This is a genomic window from Ectothiorhodospira sp. PHS-1 (genome assembly GCF_000225005.1).
Taxonomy (GTDB): domain Bacteria; phylum Pseudomonadota; class Gammaproteobacteria; order Ectothiorhodospirales; family Ectothiorhodospiraceae; genus Ectothiorhodospira.
In genome coordinates this window covers 13,568-34,338 of sequence record NZ_AGBG01000027.1, presented here as the reverse complement: position 1 = coordinate 34,338, position 20,771 = coordinate 13,568, and the positions used below count along the sequence as shown (strand labels likewise).

Below are 20,771 nucleotides of genomic sequence, written 5' to 3'. Positions count from 1 at the left end.
CCTCATAGTAATGTCTTCTTCAGCTGTAAGAGAGAATGGCGAGCATCGCTCGGACCTGGTGGAGATGCAGCTGGACGCCCTCTATCAGGTGAGCCAGGTGCTCAGTCGTTCGGCGGATCTGCACGAGATCCTCTCCGACGTGCTTCATGTGCTGCACGAGGCTGCCGACATGCAGCGAGGCATGGTGTCGTTACTGGACCCTTCCAGCGGCGAACTGATGGTGGGCGCCGCCCATACCGGTCACCGCGAGCAACTGGAAAAGGTACGTTACCGTCCCGGCGAGGGGGTGGTGGGGGCGATCCTGAAGGAGGGCGATACCCTGGTGATCCGGCGTATCGCCGACGAGCCCCGGTTTCTGGATCGCCTGCGTTTGTATGTTCCGGAGTTGCCTTTTGTCGGCGTGCCCATTCAGGTAGGGGGCGAACCCCCCATTGGCGTACTGGCCGCCCAGCCGGCCGCCGATGACGGGCTGCTCACAGAGCGGGCCCGTTTCCTGGAGATGGTGGCTAACCTGCTGGCGCAGACCGTGCGCCGTGCCTGGGACCTGGAAAAGGAACGCCAGGCGCTGACCGACGAGCGGGATCGTCTGCGCCGGGAAGTACGCAGCGGCTATCATCTGGATAATGTGGTGGGGCATTCCCGGGAGATGCGCCGGGTATTCGAGCAGGTCCGTCAGGTGGCCAAATGGCATACTACGGTGCTGATCCGGGGCGAGACCGGCACCGGCAAGGAGCTGATCGCCAACGCCATCCATTACAATTCTTCCCGGGCCAATGGCCCCTTCATCAAGCTGAACTGCGCGGCCCTGCCGGACAATCTGCTGGAAAGCGAGCTGTTCGGCCATGAAAAGGGGGCCTTTACCGGTGCCGTGGCCCAACGCAAGGGGCGGTTCGAGCAGGCTGACGGCGGCACCATCTTCCTTGACGAGATCGGCGAGATCTCCCAGGCCTTCCAGGCCAAGCTGCTGAGGGTGCTGCAGGAAGGCGAGTTCGAGCGGGTGGGTGGCACCCGTACCCTCAAGGTGGACGTGCGGGTGGTGGCGGCCACCAACCGGCATCTGGAAGACGAGGTGGAGCAGGGGGAGTTTCGCGAGGATCTGTATTACCGGCTCAACGTGATGCCCATCTTCCTGCCCGCCCTGCGCAAGCGTACCGAGGACATCCCCGATCTGGCCCGTTTCCTGGTGGCCAAACTGGCCCGGACCCAGGGGCGGCCCCTGGACATCACCGATGGTGCCATTCGCACCCTGATGCGCCACGACTGGCCGGGGAACGTGCGCGAACTGGAGAACTGCCTGGAACGGGCGGCCATCATGAGCGAGACCGGAACCATCGATCTGGATGCAATCCAGCTCACGGGGCTGGAAGAGAAGCTGCCGTCGGCGCGCAAGGCCGTCGCCCCGCCTCCGGAAACGGATCTGGATGATCCGGAGCTGGACGAGCGGGAGCGGGTGATCGCCGCCCTGGAACAGGCGGGCTGGGTCCAGGCCAAGGCGGCCCGCCTGCTGGGGATGACCCCGCGCCAGATCGCCTATCGGATCCAGACCCTGAAGATCCGCGTCAAGCAGTTCTGAGACCGGCAGGCAACCTGCTGATGCCCGTTCCCTTTTCTGGTACGCTTGGCGACTCGGTTCACCAGGCTGGCCTCCATGCGCACCCGTATCAAGATCTGCGGCATCACCCGACCTGAGGACGCCCGGGCCGCCGTGCAGGCGGGCGCGGACGCCCTCGGGCTGGTGTTCTACGCGCGCAGCCCGCGCGCCGTCACCCCGGATCAGGCCCGCGCCATTGCCGCCGTGGAAGCCCCGTTCGTCACCCGGGTCGGCCTGTTCGTGAATGCGGATGCCCAGTGGGTGCGTGAGGTGCTGGCCCGGGTCAGCCTGGACCTGTTGCAGTTCCATGGGAATGAACCCCCGGATTACTGCGAGTCCTTCGGTCTGGATTACATCAAGGCCATTCCCATGGCCGAGCCCGTGGCCGTGGGCGAATACATGGACCGTCATCCCGGCGCCCTGGGCTTTTTGCTGGACAGCCATGGCGCCGGTCAGGTGGGCGGGACCGGCAAGACCTTCGACTGGTCCAGCTGGCCTGACCGGGCAACACGCCCCCTGATCCTGGCCGGCGGACTCCATCCGGACAACGTGGCCGCCGCCGTGCAACAAACCCGCCCCTGGGCGGTGGATGTGAGCAGCGGCGTGGAGTCGGCCCCCGGCCTGAAGGACCCGGAACGCATGACCCGATTCATCAGCGAGGTATTACGTGTCGACCGTGATCAAGCCTGAACAGACGCCGGACTGGCGTGCCTTCCCGGATGCCCGCGGGCATTTCGGGCCCTATGGCGGCCGTTTCGTTTCCGAGACCCTGATGGAACCCCTGCTGGAACTGCAGGCGGCCTATCAGCGTTATCTCCAGGACCCGCAGTTCCTGGCAGAGCTTGACCAGGACCTGGCCCATTACGTGGGGCGCCCCAGCCCCCTCTACCTGGCCGAGCGACTGACCCGGGAGCTGGGTGGGGCCAAGGTCTATCTCAAGCGGGAAGATCTCAATCACACCGGCGCCCACAAGGTGAACAACACCATCGGCCAGGCCCTGCTGGCCAAGCGCATGGGCAAGACCCGCATCATCGCCGAAACCGGCGCCGGTCAGCACGGCGTGGCCACCGCCACCGTGGCGGCCCGGCTGGGGCTGGAATGCGTGGTCTACATGGGCGCCGAGGACATCCAGCGCCAGGCCCCCAATGTCTACCGCATGCGCCTGCTGGGCGCCCGGGTGGTGCCGGTCACTTCCGGTTCCCGCACCCTCAAGGACGCCCTCAACGAGGCCATGCGGGACTGGGTCACCCACGTGGACAACACGTTCTACATCATCGGCACCGTGGCCGGCCCCCACCCCTATCCCGCCATGGTGCGTGATTTCCAGGCCATCATCGGCCGCGAGGCCCGCGAACAGTACCAGGCCGCTGAAGGCCGGCTGCCCGATGCCCTGGTGGCCTGCGTGGGCGGCGGTTCCAACGCCATCGGCCTGTTCCATCCCTTCCTCGCCGACGAGGGCGTGGTCATGTACGGCGTGGAGGCCGCCGGTGACGGTATCGATACCGGGCGCCATTCCGCGCCCCTGTGTGCCGGCAGACCCGGTGTGCTGCATGGCAACCGCACCTATCTGATGGAGGACGAGGACGGTCAGATCATCGAGACCCATTCCGTCTCCGCCGGCCTGGATTACCCGGGCGTGGGCCCGGAGCACGCCTGGCTCAAGGACGTGGGTCGGGTGCGTTACGTGCCCATCACCGATCGGGAGGCCATGGATGCCTTCCACCGCCTGACCCGCACCGAGGGCATCATCCCCGCCCTGGAATCCAGCCATGCCGTCGCCTACGGCCTCAAGCTGGCACCGACCCTGGACCCGGAGCAGGGCATCATCATCAATCTGTCCGGCCGGGGCGACAAGGACATCAACACCGTAGCCCGTCTGGAGGGGATCGAACTGTGAGCCGCATCGCCGCCCATTTTGAAGCCCTCAAGGCCCGTGGCCGCAAGGCCCTGATCCCCTACATCACCGCCGGTGACCCGGAGCCGGGCAACACCGTGCCCCTGATGCACGAGATGGTGGCGGCCGGTGCCGACATCATCGAACTGGGAGTGCCCTTTTCCGATCCCATGGCCGACGGTCCGGTGATCCAGCAGGCCTGCGAGCGGGCCCTCAAGCACCGTGTCAGCCTGCGCAAGGTGCTGGAGATGGTGCGCGAGTTCCGGCGCGACAACATCGAGACCCCGGTGGTCCTGATGGGGTATCTCAATCCGGTGGAGATCATGGGCTATGAGACCCTGGCCGATGAGGCCGCCCGGGCCGGCGTGGACGGCGTGCTGACCGTGGACCTGCCGCCGGAGGAGAGCGCGGAGCTGGCCGGCGCCTTGAAGCGCCACGGTGTTGACCCCATCTTCCTGCTGGCGCCCACCAGCCATGAGGCCCGCATCCGCAGCGTGAGCGAAGTGGCCGCCGGGTTTGTCTATTACGTCTCTCTCAAGGGCGTCACCGGGGCCGCCACCCTGGATGTGGACGCCGTGGCCCAAAAGCTGGCCCCGATCCGTCGCCAGACCGACCTGCCGGTGGGGGTGGGTTTCGGCATCAGTGACGCCGAGGCCGCCGCCAAGGTGTCCCGGATCGCCGATGCCGTGGTGGTGGGCAGTGCCCTGGTCAAGCGTATCGCCGCCCATGCCGACGACCCCGCCGCCGGGCGTCGTGAAGTGGCCCAGGTGCTGGCCGGAATGCGTCGTGCCATGGATCAGGCCACCACCGCGACCCCAGCCTGAGCCGGGACCCCGATTCATTCATCCAAACGTTGACGATCGCCCATGAGCTGGTTTGAAAAACTCGTTCCTTCCCGGATCCGCACCGACGCCACCAACAAGCGGGCGGTGCCCGAAGGTCTGTGGCTGCGTTGCGATGGCTGTTCCGCCACTCTGTACCGCCCCGAGGTGGAGCGCAATCTGGAAGTCTGCCCCAAGTGCGGTTTCCACATGCGCATCAACGCCCGCCGGCGTCTGGAAGCCTTTCTGGACGAAGGCGAGCGCCAGGAGATCGGTGCCCAGATCGAACCGGTGGACATGCTGAAATTCCGTGACAGCAAGCGCTACAAGGATCGTCTGGTGGCGGCCCAGAAGACCACGGGCGAGAAGGATGCCCTGGTGGTCATGCAGGGCCAACTGTTCGGCATGCCGGTGGTGGCGGCGGCCTTCAACTTCAATTTCATGGGCGGTTCCATGGGGTCCGTGGTGGGCGAGCGTTTCGTGCGCGGCGTGAATGCCGCCATTGAGGCCCGCTGCCCCATGGTCTGCTTCTCCGCCAGCGGCGGCGCCCGTATGCAGGAGGCCCTGTTCTCCCTCATGCAGATGGCCAAGACCAGCGCCGCTCTGGCGCGCCTGAAGGAAGAGGGGCTGCCCTTCATTTCCGTCATGACCGATCCCACCATGGGCGGCGTGTCCGCCAGTCTGGCGATGCTGGGTGATGTGAATGCCGCCGAGCCCGGTGCCTTGATCGGATTTGCCGGTCCCCGTGTGATCAAGCAGACTGTGCGCGAGACTCTGCCGGAAGGTTTCCAGCGGGCCGAGTTCCTGGTGGAACACGGGGCGGTGGACCTCATCATCGACCGTCGGCAGATGCGGCCCCGCCTGGGCAAGCTGCTGGCCATGCTGACCCATCAGCCCGCACCGGATGTGCCGGTGCCGGTAGAAGATGATGACAAGGAGAAGGCGGAAGGCCGCGGCGCCGAGAATGACGGCGACCGGACGGAAGGCGGCGGTGAAGCGGGTGCCCAGTCCGCGCCTCAGGGGCAGGGTCACCAAGGATGACCACCCCAGCCTTTGCCGGGCCGCGCCACCACACGCTGGCGGCCTGGCTGGCCTGGCAGGAACAGGCCCACACCCGGGCCATTGACCTGGGTCTGGAGCGGGTGGCCGAAGTGGCCGATCGATTGCAGCTCAGGCCCGCCCCTATGCCTGTCGTCATCGTGGGTGGCACCAACGGCAAGGGCTCCACGGTGGCCATGCTGGAGGCCATCTACCTGGCGGCGGGATACCGGGTGGGCTGCTATACCTCGCCCCACCTGATCCATTACAACGAACGTATCCGTATTGATGGCCGCCCGGTGGCGGACGCGCCCATCTGCGAGGCCTTCGCCGCCATTGACCGGGCCAGGGGCGAGATCAGTCTCAGCTATTTCGAATTCGGCACCCTGGCCGCCCTGTGGCTGTTCCGCCGCGAGCGGGTGGATGTGATGGTGCTGGAGGTGGGGCTGGGCGGGCGTCTGGATGCGGTCAATATCCTGGATGCGGACGTGGCCGTGGTCACTGCGGTGGGTATCGATCATCAGGCCTTTCTGGGGGACGATCGGGAGTCCATCGGTTTTGAAAAGGCCGGTATCTTCCGGGGCGGTCGCGTGGCCGTCTGCGGTGATGCCGACCCGCCGGCCCGTCTGCTGGCCCATGCCGACGGGATCGGTGCCCGCCTGCTGCTGGCCGGGCGGGATTTTGCCCCGCTGACCGGATCGCGCACGGATACCTGGCAATACCGGGGTGTGGGTCTGGTGCTGGAGGGATTGCCCGCGCCGGCACTGTCCGGGAGTGTGCAGTACCGCAATGCCTCATCGGCGATCACGGCGGTAGTGTCTCTGCGGGAACGCCTGCCCGTGACGCAGGATGCGGTTGGCCGGGGGTTGGCCACGGCACGTCTACCCGGCCGTTTTCAGCTGTTGCGGGAAGCCCCGGCATTGTGGGTGGATGTGGCCCACAATCCCCAGGGGGCGGAAAGCCTGGCCCTGAACCTCTTGGGCGTGCCCTGCCGGGGACGTACCCTGGCGGTGATGGGGGTGATGGCTGATAAAGATGTGGAAGGCATCCTGCATCCCCTGCTGGAGGTGATTCATGACTGGCATGTGGCCGCGCCCCGCACCGAGCGTGCCCTGGAAGCCGGTGTGCTGGCGGAACGCGTGGCGGTGCTCACGCGGCAACCGGTGCAGTCCCATGCATCGGTGGAGCAGGCCTGCCGGGCGGCGCTGGCGGCGGCCGGCCCCGAAGACCGGATTATCGTCTTCGGTTCCTTCTTCACGGTGGCCGAAGTGCTGCAGGGAGAGTTTTCCGGGCCTCCACCGGCGGGCCGTCCTGGGTTATGATTAGGGCATATGTTCATATTGGCCGGAATTTTCGCGGGCCGTCAGGGTCTTCTTCATTTCAGGCTGATCAGATAACACCAACACTCACTTAGGAGTACATGCTGTGACCCAGATCGATATCGGTATCAAGGAGCAGGACAGAGTCGAGATCGCCGAAGGCCTCAAGCGCCTGCTGGCCGACTCCTACACCCTCTATCTGCAGACCCACAATTTCCACTGGAACGTGGTGGGTCCCCAGTTCCGTGACCTGCACCTGATGTTCGAGGAGCATTACACCGAACTGGCCACCGCCGTGGACGACATCGCCGAGCGCATCCGTGCCCTGGATGTGCCCGCCCCGGGGACTTACCAGGAATTCGCCCGCCTGAGCAGCATCCAGGAAGTGGAGGGCGTGCCGCCCGCCAAGGAAATGGTGGACCTGCTGACCGTGGGCCACGAGCAGGTGGTGAAGACCTGCCGCGACGTCCTCAAGCTGTCCCAGGAAGCCGGTGATGAATCCACCTCCGCCCTGGCCTCCGATCGCATGCGCATCCACGAAAAGACCGCCTGGATGCTGCGTGCACTGAACAAGTAAGTCCCATGTCCGTGTCCCCCCGGCAAGCCGGGGGACACGATGTTTGTGCGGTCGGCATGAAATGTCCCCGCAAAATCCCGCATCACCCCTGCCACGTCATTTGCATGACAATCGCCCTTTGTCTTTTTGTGTCAATTAGGGGAACATTACGCCCTTGATCTGGGAACGGGTCCCCTGGGGTTCCGGCTGCGCCGGGGTCAACATGGGGTATCTCTCAACGCTCGGCGTTGACCCGGTGCATGACCGGGCCAGGGCGGAGCCTCATCCCGGCATGGGCGCCGCGTGCCGTGGCCGCCCGGCCGCTACCTTAAGGCAGAACAGACAGACTATGGCTTTGACGTTTCCGTTTTCGGCGATTGTCGCGCAGGACGAGATGAAACTCGCCCTCCTCATCTCTGCCATCGACTCCAGTATCGGCGGTGTGCTGGTATTCGGAGATCGGGGCACGGGTAAATCCACCACGGTACGTGCACTGGCTGCGTTGCTGCCTCCCATGGAGGCGGTCGTCAACTGCCCCTACGGTTGCGCACTGGACAAGCGTGCCGGTCTGTGCGGCGTCTGTGAAGGCCCTGATGCCAAGGATAAGCCCAAGACCCGCAAGGTGCCGGTGCCCGTGGTGGACATGCCCCTGGGCGTGACCGAAGATCGGGTGGTGGGTGCCCTGGATCTGGAGCGGGCCCTCACCCAGGGCGAAAAAGCCTTCGAACCGGGCCTGCTGGCTCGCGCCCATCGCGGCTTTTTGTACATCGACGAGGTCAACCTGCTGGAAGACCACCTGGTGGATCTGTTGCTGGACGTGGCCGCGTCCGGCGAGAACGTGGTGGAGCGTGAAGGCCTGAGTATCCGCCACCCCGCCAAGTTCGTGCTCATCGGTAGCGGTAACCCGGAAGAGGGGGAACTGCGTCCCCAGCTGCTGGATCGCTTCGGCCTGTCCGTCGAGATCACCACCCCCACCGATCTGCCCACCCGCATCGAGGTGGTGCGTCGCCGCGATGCCTTCGAAAAGGATCCGGAAGGCTTCACCCAGAAGTGGAAGCGTCAGGATGCCAAGTTGCGCAAGCAGCTCGTCGACGGCCGTGCCCTGCTGCCCGAAGTGGTGGTCCCCGACGTGGCCCTGGAGCGGGCAGCGCAGTTGTGTCTGAAGCTGGGCACCGATGGCCTGCGCGGTGAACTGACCCTGATCCGCGCCGCCCGCGCCCTGGCCGCCTTCCAGGGCGACAAGGAAGTGACCGACGAACACCTGCGCCGCATCGCCCCGCCGGCCCTGCGCCATCGTCTGCGCCGCAACCCGCTGGACGACGCGGGCTCCACGGTGCGTGTGGAGCGGGCCATCGTGGAAATGTTCGACGCATGACCGATCCGCGCGCACCCGAACTGACACCGTGGGCGGCGGCCGGCATTGCGGCCGGCCTGTTTGCCGTCGATCCGGCCGGTTGCGGTGGTCTGGTGCTGCGTGCCCACGCCGGCCCGGTCCGTGAACGCTGGCTGGAACAGTTGCGTCAGCTGCTGCCGTCGACCTCTCCCATGCGTCGTCTGCCATTGCACATTGCCGACGGCCGCCTGCTCGGTGGCCTGGATCTGGCCGCGACCCTCAAGGCCGGCAAGCCCATTGCCGAGCGGGGATTGCTGGCGGAGTGTGATGGCGGCGTCGCGGTGGCGGCCATGGCCGAGCGCCTGACCGTGGCCACCGCCGGTCGCATTGCCGCGGTGATGGATTCCCATGAGGTCCTGCTGGAACGGGACGGTCTGGGTCTAAGGGTGCCCACCCGGTTCGGGGTGGTGGCCCTGGACGAAGGTGTCACCGATGACGAGGTGGTGCCGGTGGTGCTCACCGACCGGCTGGCCTTCCAGGTGGACATCGTGCCCGTGGGTATCCGGGATGTGGAAGAGCCCTTCTGGACCGTGGACGACATCGTTGCCGCTCGCAACCTGTTGCCCCAGGTGGAAGCGGGGGATTCCGTGCTGGAGGCCCTGTGCGGGGCCGCCATGGCACTGGGCATTGCGTCCCTGCGCATCCCGTTCCTGGCCCTGAGGGTGGCCCGCGCGGCCGCCGCCCTGGATGGTCGTACCCAGGTCTCCGACGATGACGCGACCCTGGCCGGGCGACTGGTGTTGGCCCCCCGTGCCACCCGGTTGCCGCCCATGGAGCCGCCGGAGGACCAGCAGGAGGAGGCACCGCCACCGGAGCAGCAGCCACCGGACGAGCCGCCGCCGGAAGGCGAGGATCAGCAGACCCAGCAGGATCTGGATAAGCCCCTGGAAGACCGGGTGCTGGAGGCCGCCAAGGCCGCCCTGCCGGCTGGGCTACTGGCCCAGTTGCAGCTGGGTGCCCTGCGCAGCCGCTCCGGTTCCGCCGGCAAGGCGGGGGCATTGCAGCAGGGCAAGTCCCGCGGGCGCCCCATCGGCACCCGCCGGGGGGAGATCCGTGCCGGCGCCCGGCTCAACGTCATCGAGACGTTGCGGGCGGCGGCGCCCTGGCAGCCCCTGCGGCGGGCACAGGCCCTGGCCAGTGGCGCCGTCAAGGGACCGCGAGTGCATGTGCGGCGGGATGATTTTCGCATTACCCGCTTCAAGCAGCGCACCGAGACCACCACCATCTTTGCGGTGGATGCCTCCGGTTCCGCGGCCCTGCATCGTCTGGCCGAAGCCAAGGGGGCGGTGGAGTTATTGCTGGCGGACTGCTATGTGCGTCGTGACCGGGTCGGGTTGATTGCTTTCCGGGGGCAGGGGGCCGAGTTGCTGCTCCCGCCCACCCGTTCCCTGGTGCGGGCCAAGCGCAGCCTGGCCGGTTTGCCGGGCGGCGGCGGTACGCCCCTGGCCGCCGCCATCGATGCCGTGCGTGAACTGGCCGAGGCGGTGAAGCGTCGAGGCGAGACGCCGGTGGCGGTGTTCCTGACCGATGGTCGGGCCAATATCGACCGGGAAGGCAAGCCCGGTCGACCCAAGGCCATGGAGGATGCCGTGGCCGCGGCGCGGGTGCTGGCGCAGGAGAACTTCACCACCATTCTGGTGGACACTTCTCCCCGACCCCAGCGTTCCGCCCAGGAACTGTCCCAGGCCATGAACGCCCGCTATCTGCCCTTGCCCTACGCCGATGCGGCCACGCTGTCCTCGGCGGTGCAGGCGGCCAGCAGTTAAGGGGCCGTCATGACAGGCCGGCTGGACTGGACGCGGGATGGTCATGATTGGCCGCACCGTGACGCCAGCCGGTTTGTCGAGGCCGGTGGTCTGCGCTGGCATGTGCAGTGTATGGGGGAAGGGCCACCGATCCTGCTGGTTCACGGCACCGGTGCCGCCTCCCATAGCTGGCGTGATCTCATGCCCCTGCTGGCCCGTCACTTCACGGTGATCGCGCCGGATCTGCCGGGGCATGGGTTCTCCTCTCCACCGGCGCGCTTTGCCGGGTTTGCCCTGCCGGGCATGGCGGTGTCCCTGGCGGCGCTGCTCAAGCAGATGCACCTTTCTCCGGTCCTGGTGGCCGGGCATTCCGCCGGGGCCGCGGTGCTGGCCCGCATGTGTCTTGACGGACACATTGCGCCCCGGGCCCTGGTGAGCATCAACGGGGTCATGCTCCCCTTGCCGGGTACGGTGAGCCTGTTCTTCAGCGCCTCGGCGCGTGTCCTCTCCATGATTCCCTTCATCCCCCATTACGTGGCCTGGCGGGCCACGGACCGTCGTGCCCTGGAAGGATTGCTGCGGGGAACCGGTTCGCGGGTGGATGCCCGAGGCCTGGAGCTGTACGGGCGTCTGGTGCGCAGTCCCGGGCATGTGGGTGGGACCCTCAACATGATGGTGAACTGGGACCTGCATCCCCTGGCCCGGGACCTGTCCCGTCTGTCGGTGCCGTTGGTTCAGGTGGTCGGCGGTAATGACCGTACCGTGCCGCCCTCGGAGTCGCGACGGGTGCAGGCGCTACTACCCCAGGCACGCCTGGTAACCCTGCCAGGGCTGGGGCATCTGGCTCATGAGGAACGTCCGGACCTGTTCGAGGCTTTGTTGCTGGAGCCGTTTTCGGCATGTTCATGAAGGGAATGACGTGCCTCATGTAATGTGCATTTACCCGGTTCAAATGCGCTTCTCTCGTATGGTATGCCCCGTATCTCCCTGCTAGACTGTCAAGCAATACTTACAGTTGATAGGGTTGCTCTGTGTCCACGGTGGTAGAACCTCATTCCGCAACAGCCTCCTCTCACGCCAACCCGGATGCCCCTCATGCCGTGGTCATCGGCAGCGGTTTCGGCGGCCTGGCCGCCGCCATCCGCCTGGGCGCCCGAGGCTACCGAGTGACCGTATTGGAAAAGCTGGATGCGCCGGGCGGGCGCGCCTATGTCTTCCGCAAGGACGGCTTCACCTTCGACGCTGGCCCCACCATCGTGACGGCCCCCTTCGTGCTTGAAGAACTCTGGCAGCTTTGTGGGCGGCGCATGGAAGACGACGTGGATCTGCGCCCCATGGATCCGTTCTATCAGATCCGCTTCCACGACGGCGAAGTCTTCAATTACTGGGCCGACGTGGAGGCCGTGCGCGCCGAGGTGGCCCGTTTCTCCCCTGACGATCTGAACGGCTACGATGCCTACATGCGCGACAGCGAGGCCAACTACCGGGTTGGCTTCGAAAAACTGGCCCATGTGCCCTTCAATTCCTGGACCGACATGGCCAAGGTGGTGCCGGAGCTGCTCAGGTTGCGGGCCGACCGCAGTGTCTGTGGATTGGTGGCCAAGCACATCAAGAATCCCCGTCTGCAGCAGGTACTGAGCTTCCATCCCCTGCTGGTGGGCGGCAACCCCTTCAGGACCACATCGGCCTACACCTTGATTTCCTATCTGGAACGGCGTTTCGGCGTCCATTCCGCCATGGGTGGAACCGGCCATATCGTCAAGGGTCTGGTGGGTCTGATCGAAGGGCAGGGCAATGTGGTGCGCTGCAATCAGGAAGTGCGGCAGATCCTGGTGGAGAACGGTCGCGCCACGGGTGTACGGCTGGCCTCCGGCGAGACCATCGCCGCCGATGTGGTGGTGTCCAACGCCGATTCCGCCGCCACCTACCGTTATCTGGTGCCGGAAAGCGCCCGTCGCAAGTGGACCAATCGGCGTATCGAGCGTTCCCGTTATTCCATGAGTCTGATGGTCTGGTACTTCGGTACCAAAAAGCGCTATGAGGATGTCCCGCACCATTCCATCATTCTGGGACCGCGCTATCGGGAGTTGTTGGATGACATCTTCGACCGCAAGGTCCTGGCGGAAGATTTCAGCCTGTATCTCCATCGTCCCACCAAGACCGATCCTTCCCTTGCCCCGGAGGGTTGCGACACCTTCTATGTGCTGTCGCCCGTTCCCCACATGGAAAGCGGTGTGGATTGGCAGCAGCAGGCCGAACCCTATCGCCGCAAGATCGAACAATACCTCTCGGAACACGTGCTGCCGGATCTGGAAAACCAGGTGGTGGCTTCTCACATGATCACTCCGCCTTATTTCCAGAACACCCTGTCTTCCTTCAGGGGGGCCGCCTTCGGACTGGAGCCCATCCTGACCCAGAGTGCCTGGTTCCGTCCTCACAATCAGAGTGAGGATGTGGACCGGCTCTACCTGGTTGGTGCCGGCACCCATCCCGGGGCCGGACTGCCGGGTGTGATCTCCTCGGCCAAGGTGCTGGACCGGGTGGTTCCGGATGCAGCGACTATCAAAGGTGCCTCATGATCAAGCTCAGATCCTCCGAAAAGCGCATGTCCCGGCGCGCCGCCGACGCGGCGGCCTGCCGGTCATTGCTGTGTGACGGCTCCCGGTCGTTCTATGCCGCTTCCATGTTCCTGCCCCAGCATATCCGTCGGCCGGCCACCGCCATGTATGCCTTCTGTCGCCTTGCGGATGACGCCATCGACCTGGACGAGCGGGGCGACGGCCTGGAGCGCATGCAGGCACGTCTGGATGCCATCTACGACGGCAAGCCCATGGACATTCCGGCGGATCGTGCCTTCACCGAGGTGGTGAGGCGCTATTCCATTCCCAAGGCGTTGCCCCAGGCCCTGCTGGAAGGGTTTGAGTGGGATACCCAGGGACACCGCTATCCCGATCTTGCCTCCCTGGAGGCCTACGGCTCCCGGGTGGCCGGCACCGTCGGCGCCATGATGACTCTGGTGATGGGGGTGCGCTCGCCCGACGCCCTGGCCCGGGCCTGTGATCTGGGGGTGGCCATGCAGCTCACCAACATTGCCCGCGACGTGGGCGAGGATGCCCGTAACGGCCGTATTTATCTGCCGCTGGACTGGTTGCGGGAGAAGGGGATCGACCCGGACGAATTTCTTGCCAATCCGCGCTTCACCCCGGAGATGGGAGAGATCGTGCAGCGACTACTCAAGGCCGCGGATGTGCTTTACGAGCGGGGCGCCGTGGGAATTCATGCCCTGCCACCATCCTGTCGCAAGGGCATGCAGGCCGCCGCTGCCCTCTATTCCGAAATCGGTCGGGAAGTGGAGCGTAACGGCTACGATTCCATCTCCCGGCGCGCGGTGACATCCCCCGTTCGCAAGGTGCTGGCGCTGTACTCCATGTCCCGACGCTGGGGTAGCGATGATCTTCGCGTGATCAAGGAGATCCTCTCGGAAGATCCGCTGGAGGCCAATCGTTTTCTGGTGGATGCGGTGCGGGAGCAGGAAGTGCTCACCCGGGAAATCCGTCCCCAGGGCGTGGGCATGGGGCGGGTCGAAGACCGTATCATGTGGCTGCACAACCTGTTTCAGCGGCTTGAGGAGCAGGATCGCCGTTCGCCGCGTACTGCCCGTGTCTCCCGCACGGGGCCGGGTGGCGGGACGCCGGTGGCCGGCTGAGTCTTGTGCCGCCGTCGGGCCGGGTTTCGTACCCGGCCCGATTCTTTTTAGCCTCTGGCCCTGCGAGGCATCCGGAACGGCAGCATAAGCTGCACCACGGTGGTCTCGAAACGCTCCAGGGACAGGCTCTCATGAAATGCCAGCCCCGGTTCCCCTTCAATGCGGGTATCCAGCAATGAGCGCACGTAGAAAGGGGTATCCGTCAGGGTCTGTCGGACCGCGGCCCGGCCGTCATCCGCCCGGGTGGCCCGGTCGATCCGCCACCATGCGGAGGTCGGCAGCCCCTGGCGCCGTGGGGGTTCGACATCCCGGACTCCGCCGCGGGGGTCGAAACGCAGGGTCAGCATTCGCTCCTGGTCATCCCTCTGGGTCGCCTCGTAGAGCACCACGGTGTCCCCGTTGGGCATGACGGCCCGCGACCAGTCCCAGTACCGAAAGCCTTGCTCCAGGGGTTCGGTCCCGATGTTGCTGTCCATGTAGCCGTGGCCCAGCCAGCGCAGCCCCGGTTGTTGCAGATCCACTTCCACGCGTGCGCAGGGAGCGATGGGGCGCCAGTGATGGCGCTCCTGCTGGTCCAGGGTATAGCTTCTGGCCGCCAGCGCCTCGGGACGAAGCCTGATGGTGCCGCGGATGCGGGAGGGGAGAGGGGCGGTGATCTCGTTTAGATGCACCGTCAAGCCGTCCGGGCCCCATTCCAGGGCACTGGGTCCGATCACCAGGTTGTCCCGATCCCTTTGCAGATCGCCGCGGCCGCGCTCGGTCATGGCCCAGCGCCGGGGTGCATTGCCGTAGAGGGCGACGTTGATCGAGACATGATGATCGGGATCTGCCGTGCCGCGGCGTCGGGCAAGGGCGTAGTAGGGCGAAAAGACGCTGCCGACGAAGGCGATCAGGGTGATGCCGTGACGACCGTCGTCACTCCAGGCATCCAGGTACCACCACAGATAGCCGCCCGGTGTCACCGTCTCCGAGAAGTCAGGTCCTGTATCACGGTCCGTGCCGCCAGTCGTCCCGACAGGGTTGCCATGGGCACACCCGCTCCCGGATGCACGCTGCCCCCCGCCAGGTACAGCCCCGGTATCCGGCTGCGACTCCCGGGTCGGTCGAACGACGCTCGCCATCCATGGGTCGCCCGGCCGTAGAGAGCGCCTCCCGTCGCCGGGAACAGGTGCTCGAAGTCCGTCGGCGTGGTGATCAGGTGTGGCGATTCGTTCAGGTCGATCTGCAGGCCACAGCGCGCCAAGAGCCTGAAGGTGCTCTCCTCGCATTGGGCAATCTCCGTGGGTTTGTAGTGATGTTGATCGCCGATTGGCGGAGCGTTGACCAGGCAGAGTAACCGCTCCGCGCCGGATTGTCCGTGACAATCATCATCCGTGCGATCCTGGGCACAGATGTAGACCGTGGGTTCTCCGGGCAGGCGATGATGTTCAAAGATGTCCCGGAACTCTGCCTGATAATCCCTGGAGAAGAAGACGTTGTGCCGGATCAGGGGAAAACCCTGGGGGGTGGCCTTCAGGCTCCAGGTCAGGGCGGACAGGGAGCGCTGTCCGGGCTCGGGTCCCTGCGTGGCGCCCGCCACGTCGAGGCCCAGGCGACCTCGCGCCAGGGCACTCACATCTCCGTTGAAGATCACCAGATCCGAATCCAGGGATTCGTTCTCGCCCAGGGTGACCCCGCAGGCCTGTCCCGCCCGAATGTTGATGCGACTGACCCGAGTATCGAAAAGGAATTGCACACCCTGGGCGGCAGCCAGTTTATAAAGTGCTTCGGGCAGGCGGGACATGCCGCCTTCCACGCTCCAGACCCCCTCCTGCTCCACGTGGGCGATGAGCATCAGGGTGGCGGGTGCCTGATAGGGAGAAGAGCCGCAATAGGTGGAGTAACGACCGAATAGCTGGCGTAGCCTGGGATCGTGAAAATGCTTGCCCAGGGCACGCCAGAGGGTGTCATAGGGGGATATCCGAATCAGGTCGCCGATGCCCCTGAGGCCTGAGCGGCTCACCAGGCCCGCGGGCGTGGGGCGGGAATCCCGTATGAAGATATCTTCAAGGGTGCGATAGGTTCGCTTGGCCCGCTGGCAGAATTCCTTGAATCGTTGGGCTTCATCGGGTCCCGAGAAGGTGCCGATGGCCGCGGCGGAGCGTTCCGGGTCGGCAAACAGGTCAAGTCGCTCATGCTCGTTCCAGGCGTGACGTGCCAGGATCTCCAGCGGCTTGAGGCGGATGTGTTCATCCAGTCGGGTGCCCGCGGCCTCGAACAACTGGTCGAACACCCAGCGCATGGTGAAGACGGTGGGTCCGGAGTCGATGGGGGCGCCGTCCACCACGACTTCGCGGATCTTGCCCCCGGGGGTGGCGGCTTTTTCCAGGACAAGGACCTCGATGCCCTGCCGGTTCAGTTCCAGTGCCGCGGCCAGTCCGGCAATGCCGGCGCCGACAATGATTGCCTTGGGATTGCGCACCTGAGTTGCTGCCTCCTGCAAAGGCCTTTGACTCGGCCGGGGGTTGTGTCTATGCTGAGCACCAAGCATAAGTGACAACCTAACCTTACACTACGGGGCGGAGGCAAACCATGGATGCCATGACGCGGATTGAGCAGGCTTTGAACCAGGCGTTGGCCCGCGGGGAGACCCCGGCCTGTCCGCCGCTGCTCGCCGAGGCGTTGAGGTATTCGGTCTTTCCTGGTGGCGCCAGGATCCGTCCCCAGTTGTGCATCGCCGTGGCCCAGGCATGCGGTGATGATGCACCGGAACTTGCCGATGCGGCGGCCGCGTCCATAGAACTCATGCACTGTGCCTCGTTGGTGCACGATGATCTGCCTTGTTTTGATAATGCCGACATGCGTCGCGGCAAGCCCTCGGTCCATGCGGCCTATGGCGAGCGTCTGGCGGTGCTGGCGGGGGATGCGCTGATCATCATGGCCATGGAGACGCTGGTACACAGCGCTACCCAACGCCCCGAACGTCTGTCCCCCTTGCTGCTGACCGTGGGGCAGGGCGTCAGTGTGCCCTCCGGCATCATCCCTGGCCAGGCCTGGGAATGTGAACCGAACGTGGATCTGGCCCAGTACCAGCGGGCCAAGACCGGCGCCCTGTTCGCCGCCGCTACCATGGCCGGTGCCGTGGCCGCGGGCCATGAGTCTGCCGGCTGGCGAGCCCTGGGTGAAAAGCTGGGCGAGGCCTTCCAGGTGGCGGATGATCTGCGCGACGTGGCATCCAATCCGGAGGAACTGGGCAAGCCGGTGGGCCAGGATGAGGCCCTGGGTCGTCCCAATGCGGTGGCCACCCACGGTATCAAGGGCGCTACCAAGTACCTCAAGCAGTTACTTGACGAGGCCATGGCCTCCATCCCCGCCTGCCCAGGGGAGGCGGAACTGCGCGTGCTGTTGATGAAGAAGGCCGCCAAGTTCCTGCCCAAGGAACTGGCCCAGCAGGCTGCCTGATCCGGTCATGGCGCGCTGGCCAGGGAGGCTGAAGTCCTTTTCCCGGGAGGCCCTCTGGCGGGGTCATTTTCTGGTTCTGCGTAACCGGGTGCTGTCCAGCCCCCGGTTTCAGCGATGGGCGGCCGCATTCCCTCTGACTCGCCCCGTTGCTCGTCACCGCGCCCGCCGGATGTTCGACATCGTGGCGGGGTTTGTCTATTCGCAGATCATGTACGCCTGCGTCCATCTGCGTATTCCAGAACTGTTGCATGAGTCGGGGCCGCTGACCATCGAGGAACTGGCCGCCAGGGTCGACCTGCCTGAGGAGTCCTGCCTGCTCTTGGTCAAGGCGGCTGCGTCGCTGGATCTGTTGGAGTATTACGGGCGAGGTCGCTGGGGCCTGGGGCGGCAGGGGGCAGCCATGATTGCTAACCCTGGTGTAGCGGCCATGGTCGAGCATCACGCCATGCTCTATGCCGATCTTCAGGATCCGGTAGCCCTGCTGCGGGCCGGCAAGAATGGTCAAACCCGGCTCGGTCGTTTCTGGGCCTATGCCGGGCAGGAGCCGCCCAGTGGCCTGGATGGCGGGCGGGTTGAGGAGTACACGCGACTGATGTCCGTCTCTCAGCAACTGGTGGCTGAGGAGATTCTCGACGCATTCACACCCAGGGGTTATACCCGGTTGATGGATCTTGGCGGTGGGAACGCCACCTTTCTCTCCGCTGTGGCCGCCAGGGTGCCGGATCTGGAACTGACGCTGTTCGACTTGCCGGCAGTGGCTGAGAAGGCCCAGACCCGTTTTGCCCAATTGGGTCTGGCGCACCGTGCCACGGCCATCGGTGGTGATTTCTTTTCGGATCCGCTCCCCAGGGGGGCGGACCTGATATCCCTGGTGCGCGTGGTCCACGACCACAATGACGATCACATCCTCGGGCTGTTCCGTTCCATCCGGGAGGCATTGCCGGATCATGGCGCATTGCTGCTGGCCGAGCCCATGTCCGGTACCTCGGGCGCGGAGCCCATAGGCGACGCCTATTTCGGCATGTATCTTTTCGCAATGGGGCGAGGGCGTCCCAGAACCCCCTCCGAGTTGGAAGAAATGCTTTTAAAATCAGGCTTTACCCGTATTCGCCTGATTCCCACCAGAACACCTTTATTGACACGTGTCATGTTGGCTCAACCCTGACCTGGGGCGAGTGTTAGTTTGGGTTGACAACATCCGGGGTCACGCTAGACTTACACGCATATCTCGCAGGGCCAAATCAGGCCCCAGGCCAAGACCTTATGAAAGCGACAGCCGTCGTCATCCAACAACCCGAATCCCTTGAAATTTGCGAGCTGGAGCTGACCGCCCCCGGCCCCGGGGACGTGGTTGTGGCAATCGACTGGAGCGGGATCAGCACCGGCACGGAAAGATTGCTCTGGACCGGCAAGATGCCTAGTTTTCCCGGTATGGGTTATCCCCTGGTGCCCGGTTACGAGTCCGTGGGCCGGATCACCCAGGCAGGTCCCGAGTCCGGCCGTCGTGAAGGTGAGTGGGTCTTTGTTCCCGGCGCTTCCTGCTACGGTGAGGTGAAGGGTCTGTTCGGTGGCGCAGCGTCCCGCGTGGTGGTGTCCGGTGGCAAGGTGGTTCCCCTTCCCGATAGTCTGGGTGAAGAAGGGGTGCTGCTGGCGTTGGCCGCCACCGCCTATCATGCCATCTTCCAGGGTCAGGCCGTGGATGCCCTGACGCCTTCCCAGTTACCTGATCTCATCGTCGGTCATGGTGTACTTGGTCGACTGCTGGCCCGTGTCGCCGTGGCGGCGGGTGCCTCCCCCGTGGTTTGGGAACTGAATGAATCTCGTGCCGCCGGCGCAGAGGGTTATGCCGTCATCCATCCCGATCGGGATGAGCGACGTGACTATCACACCATTGTCGATGTCAGTGGCGACAGCGCCCTGCTGGATACCCTGATTGGCCGCCTGGCTCGGGGTGGCGAGGTGGTGCTTGCCGGTTTTTACAGCCAACCGCTTTCGTTTGCCTTCCCGCCCGCGTTCATGCGCGAAGCCCGGATCCGCTGTGCTGCCGAATGGCGCGCGCCCGATCTGGCGGCGGTGAAGGCGCTCATCGATTCAGGCCGACTGTCTCTGGGCGGCCTCATCACACACCGCCGCCCCGCAGCCGAGGCCGATGAGGCTTATCGGACGGCATTTGGTGATCCCCAGTGCCTGAAGATGGTGCTGGACTGGAGATCCAGCCGGTGAGCGGCGGTGGTCATACGACTACCGTCTCTGTTGATGCGCTCAAGGAACAGATGAGTTCCCGAGCCACTGCGGAGACGATCCTTCCTGAAGGGGATGAGCGCGTGCAAAGTGGTACAGCCAAAGAAACCCAGATCATCGCAATCTATGGCAAGGGTGGTATTGGCAAGAGCTTTACCCTGTCGAACCTGTCCTACATGATGGCCCAGCAGGGCAAGCGCGTCTTGCTCATCGGTTGTGACCCCAAGAGCGATACCACGTCCTTGCTGTTCGGCGGCAAGGCCTGCCCCACCATCATCGAAACCGCCGCCCGCAAGAAGCTGGCAGGCGAAGAGGTGGAGATCGGTGATGTCTGCTTCAAGCGGGGCGGGGTGTTCGCCATGGAGTTAGGGGGGCCGGAAGTGGGTCGTGGCTGCGGTGGTCGCGGCATCATCCACGGTTTCGAAATCCTGGAAAAACTGGGTTTCCATGACTGGGGATTCGACTATGTGCTGCTGGACTTCCTGGGTGACGTGGTGTGCGGCGGCTTCGGTCTGCCCATTGCGCGCGATATGTGCCAGAAGGTCATCGTCGTGGGTTCCAATGACCTGCAGTCCCTCTATGTGGTGAATAACGTTTGCTCCGCGGTGGAATATTTCCGTCGTCTGGGTGGTAACGTGGGTGTGGCGGGTATCGTCATTAATAAGGATGACGGTACCGGCGAAGCCCAGGCCTTTGCCCAGGCAGCCGGCATTCCCATTCTGGCCTCAATACCCGCCAACGAAGACATCCGCAGAAAAAGTGCCAATTACCAGATCGTCGCCCATCCGGATGGCGAGTGGGGGCCGCTGTTCGAGGCGCTGGCGACCCAAGTGGCCGAAGCGCCGCCGCAGCGTCCCAGGCCGCTAACCCAGGACGAACTGCTGGGCTTGTTCTCCAGCGATGAGGTTGGCCGGGACGTAGTGCTTGAGCCGGCGACCTGGGAAGATGTCCATGGCCACGCCATGGTCAAGAAGCCGTCCCTTGAGGTGATCTATGACGATGTCTGACCGACATCGCCGCCTCGTG

At 64.9% G+C, this 20,771-nt stretch carries 18 protein-coding genes; 16 read left to right on the top strand and 2 right to left on the bottom strand.

Features of this window, described 5'->3' with window-relative positions; genetic code table 11:
• Positions 1–10: 10 nt before the first annotated feature.
• The 12 genes from nifA (at position 11) to ECTPHS_RS11055 (ending at position 14,063) form a co-directional block, all read left to right on the top strand.
• Entirely contained in the window at positions 11–1,573 is a 1,563-nt protein-coding gene (gene nifA / locus ECTPHS_RS11110) for a nif-specific transcriptional activator NifA (RefSeq protein ID WP_050814256.1), read from the top strand.
• A 75-nt stretch (positions 1,574–1,648) separates the two neighbouring features.
• Positions 1,649–2,281 carry a phosphoribosylanthranilate isomerase gene (locus ECTPHS_RS11105; protein ID WP_008932845.1) on the top strand — a complete coding sequence of 211 codons (633 nt, stop codon included), beginning with the start codon at positions 1,649–1,651 and terminating at the stop codon, positions 2,279–2,281.
• Positions 2,268–3,488: a tryptophan synthase subunit beta gene (gene trpB / locus ECTPHS_RS11100; RefSeq protein ID WP_008932844.1), complete on the top strand. Its 1,221-nt coding sequence runs from the start codon at positions 2,268–2,270 to the stop codon at positions 3,486–3,488. The genes ECTPHS_RS11105 and trpB overlap by 14 nt, the downstream gene beginning before the upstream one ends.
• Positions 3,485–4,309 carry a tryptophan synthase subunit alpha gene (gene trpA / locus ECTPHS_RS11095; RefSeq protein ID WP_008932843.1) on the top strand — a complete coding sequence of 275 codons (825 nt, stop codon included), beginning with the start codon at positions 3,485–3,487 and terminating at the stop codon, positions 4,307–4,309. The genes trpB and trpA overlap by 4 nt, the downstream gene beginning before the upstream one ends.
• Positions 4,310–4,351: 42 nt before the next feature.
• Complete coding sequence (gene accD / locus ECTPHS_RS11090; protein ID WP_008932842.1) at positions 4,352–5,347, top strand: acetyl-CoA carboxylase, carboxyltransferase subunit beta; 996 nt, start codon at positions 4,352–4,354, stop codon at positions 5,345–5,347.
• Positions 5,344–6,666 carry a bifunctional tetrahydrofolate synthase/dihydrofolate synthase gene (gene folC, locus ECTPHS_RS11085; protein WP_008932841.1) on the top strand — a complete coding sequence of 441 codons (1,323 nt, stop codon included), beginning with the start codon at positions 5,344–5,346 and terminating at the stop codon, positions 6,664–6,666. Before accD ends, folC begins: the two co-directional genes overlap by 4 nt.
• A gap of 103 nt (positions 6,667–6,769) precedes the next feature.
• Positions 6,770–7,240 carry a Dps family protein gene (locus tag ECTPHS_RS11080; RefSeq protein ID WP_008932840.1) on the top strand — a complete coding sequence of 157 codons (471 nt, stop codon included), beginning with the start codon at positions 6,770–6,772 and terminating at the stop codon, positions 7,238–7,240.
• A gap of 328 nt (positions 7,241–7,568) precedes the next feature.
• Entirely contained in the window at positions 7,569–8,594 is a 1,026-nt protein-coding gene (gene bchI / locus ECTPHS_RS11075; RefSeq protein WP_040405838.1) for a magnesium chelatase ATPase subunit I, read from the top strand.
• Positions 8,591–10,378 carry a magnesium chelatase subunit D gene (locus ECTPHS_RS11070; RefSeq protein ID WP_008932838.1) on the top strand — a complete coding sequence of 596 codons (1,788 nt, stop codon included), beginning with the start codon at positions 8,591–8,593 and terminating at the stop codon, positions 10,376–10,378. Before bchI ends, ECTPHS_RS11070 begins: the two co-directional genes overlap by 4 nt.
• Before the next feature lie 9 nt (positions 10,379–10,387).
• The gene (bchO, locus tag ECTPHS_RS11065; RefSeq protein WP_008932837.1) at positions 10,388–11,266 is read left to right on the top strand and encodes an alpha/beta fold hydrolase BchO; all 879 of its coding nucleotides are present in this window, start codon (positions 10,388–10,390) and stop codon (positions 11,264–11,266) included.
• Positions 11,267–11,397: 131 nt separating this feature from the next.
• Positions 11,398–12,936: a phytoene desaturase gene (locus ECTPHS_RS11060; protein WP_008932836.1), complete on the top strand. Its 1,539-nt coding sequence runs from the start codon at positions 11,398–11,400 to the stop codon at positions 12,934–12,936.
• Positions 12,933–14,063, top strand: coding sequence for a phytoene/squalene synthase family protein (locus tag ECTPHS_RS11055; RefSeq protein ID WP_008932835.1), 1,131 nt, complete (start codon positions 12,933–12,935; stop codon positions 14,061–14,063). Before ECTPHS_RS11060 ends, ECTPHS_RS11055 begins: the two co-directional genes overlap by 4 nt.
• Before the next feature lie 47 nt (positions 14,064–14,110).
• Here the strand turns inward: ECTPHS_RS11055 and ECTPHS_RS11050 are convergent, their stop codons facing one another.
• Both ECTPHS_RS11050 and crtD read right to left on the bottom strand, forming a co-directional pair.
• Complete coding sequence (locus ECTPHS_RS11050) at positions 14,111–15,025, bottom strand: carotenoid 1,2-hydratase (RefSeq protein ID WP_008932834.1); 915 nt, start codon at positions 15,023–15,025, stop codon at positions 14,111–14,113.
• Positions 15,022–16,524 (bottom strand): 1-hydroxycarotenoid 3,4-desaturase CrtD, encoded by a 1,503-nt coding sequence (gene crtD, locus ECTPHS_RS11045; protein WP_008932833.1) that lies wholly within the window; start codon positions 16,522–16,524, stop codon positions 15,022–15,024. The genes ECTPHS_RS11050 and crtD overlap by 4 nt, the downstream gene beginning before the upstream one ends.
• A gap of 110 nt (positions 16,525–16,634) precedes the next feature.
• On the opposite strand from crtD, the gene ECTPHS_RS11040 reads away from it, so the two are divergent.
• The 4 genes from ECTPHS_RS11040 to ECTPHS_RS11025 all read left to right on the top strand — a co-directional run bounded on the left by ECTPHS_RS11040 (position 16,635) and on the right by ECTPHS_RS11025 (position 20,752).
• Complete coding sequence (locus tag ECTPHS_RS11040; RefSeq protein WP_008932832.1) at positions 16,635–17,504, top strand: polyprenyl synthetase family protein; 870 nt, start codon at positions 16,635–16,637, stop codon at positions 17,502–17,504.
• A gap of 7 nt (positions 17,505–17,511) precedes the next feature.
• On the top strand, positions 17,512–18,669 hold the full coding sequence (locus ECTPHS_RS11035; protein WP_008932831.1) for a methyltransferase: 1,158 nt from the start codon (positions 17,512–17,514) through the stop codon (positions 18,667–18,669).
• 98 nt (positions 18,670–18,767) lie between these two features.
• Positions 18,768–19,727: a chlorophyll synthesis pathway protein BchC gene (bchC, locus tag ECTPHS_RS11030; RefSeq protein WP_008932830.1), complete on the top strand. Its 960-nt coding sequence runs from the start codon at positions 18,768–18,770 to the stop codon at positions 19,725–19,727.
• Positions 19,728–19,777: 50 nt separating this feature from the next.
• The gene (locus ECTPHS_RS11025; RefSeq protein WP_008932829.1) at positions 19,778–20,752 is read left to right on the top strand and encodes a chlorophyllide a reductase iron protein subunit X; all 975 of its coding nucleotides are present in this window, start codon (positions 19,778–19,780) and stop codon (positions 20,750–20,752) included.
• Positions 20,753–20,771 lie beyond the last annotated feature (19 nt).